The sequence below is a fragment of the Roseateles koreensis genome (assembly GCF_028595305.1).
Lineage (GTDB): Bacteria > Pseudomonadota > Gammaproteobacteria > Burkholderiales > Burkholderiaceae_C > Paucibacter_A > Paucibacter_A koreensis.
Genome location: NZ_JAQQXS010000002.1, coordinates 383,769 through 384,788 on the forward strand (window position 1 = coordinate 383,769; position 1,020 = coordinate 384,788).

At 62.6% G+C, this 1,020-nt stretch carries 1 protein-coding gene; it reads right to left on the reverse strand.

Annotated elements, in window-relative coordinates; all coding sequences use genetic code 11:
• Positions 1-142: 142 nt before the first annotated feature.
• On the reverse strand, positions 143-1,020 hold an 878-nt coding region (locus PRZ01_RS03480; RefSeq protein WP_273595361.1), incomplete at its 5' end, for a DUF2345 domain-containing protein.

Genomic DNA, 1,020 nt, shown 5'->3' on the forward strand with positions numbered 1-1,020 from the left:
TAGTCGCCATGTGTCCGCTCCACGACCGGTGGGTGTGGTGGTTGCTCGTTACCAGTGCATTCTGCCACCAGTGACCACCGTCTTACGTGACCATTGCTCGTTGGTGGTGTGGGTGGCCAGCACCTCGCCTGTGTACCGCTGATCAGCCATGTTGGGCGTCTCCCTTGTTTTGGCTCATGTGGCCCAGGGTGACTTCGAGATCAGTGGCGAGGTCTCCAGCCGGCAGGTCCGTATGCCCGTGCTCATTGGTCATGCCTTCAATGTGGCGTCCGTCTTTGGTCGTCAGGGTATAGGCTTGCCCCGCCAAGATCACACCCTGGTCATTGGTCAGCACAAAGCCAGCCGCCAAGTCCTTGACCTTCATCACCCCAAAATACCCCAAGCCCTCCGCCCCACCCGCCGAGGTGCTGGGCTGGCCTGACCAAGCGCCGCCTGTGTAGTCCACCTTGACGCCTGCCTTGTTGATGACCTGCTGGGCCTTGATGCGCAGGCCCTTGGGGCCGACTTCTACAAAGTACTGGCCGCCCTGGGTTTGTAGTCGGATGACGCCGCTCTTGGATTCGAACTTCACGTCCTGCTTGGCCAGCACTTCCAGATCGCCGTTTTGCACATGGACGGTGTAGTCGCCCTCGGAGACGATTTGCTTCAGGCCCCCGGATTCGGCGTGTATCCGCACCCCCTTCTTGGCGCTGAGGCTCAGGCCTGCGGCGCTGGTGAGGTTGATGGCGGCTTGGGCGTAGATGCCTTGGGTCTGCTCGCTGGCGAGGATGAGGTTTTTACGCGCACTCAGGGCGATGCCGACGGGGCTGCTCCAGGCTTGCAGCGGGGCTTTGTGGCCGACGAGGCTCTTTTGCAATTGATCGCTGCCTTGGAGGCTGCTGGCGGCTTCCAGCCCGACTTGGCTTGCGGCTTTGGCGCGGTTGTCGGCCCAGGGGCGGATGGCTTTGAGGTGGTCTTGAAGCGGCGCGTTATGGGTTTGCGCGCCGGGGCCGGTTGGGTCGTGGTGGGGGGCGCTGCGCA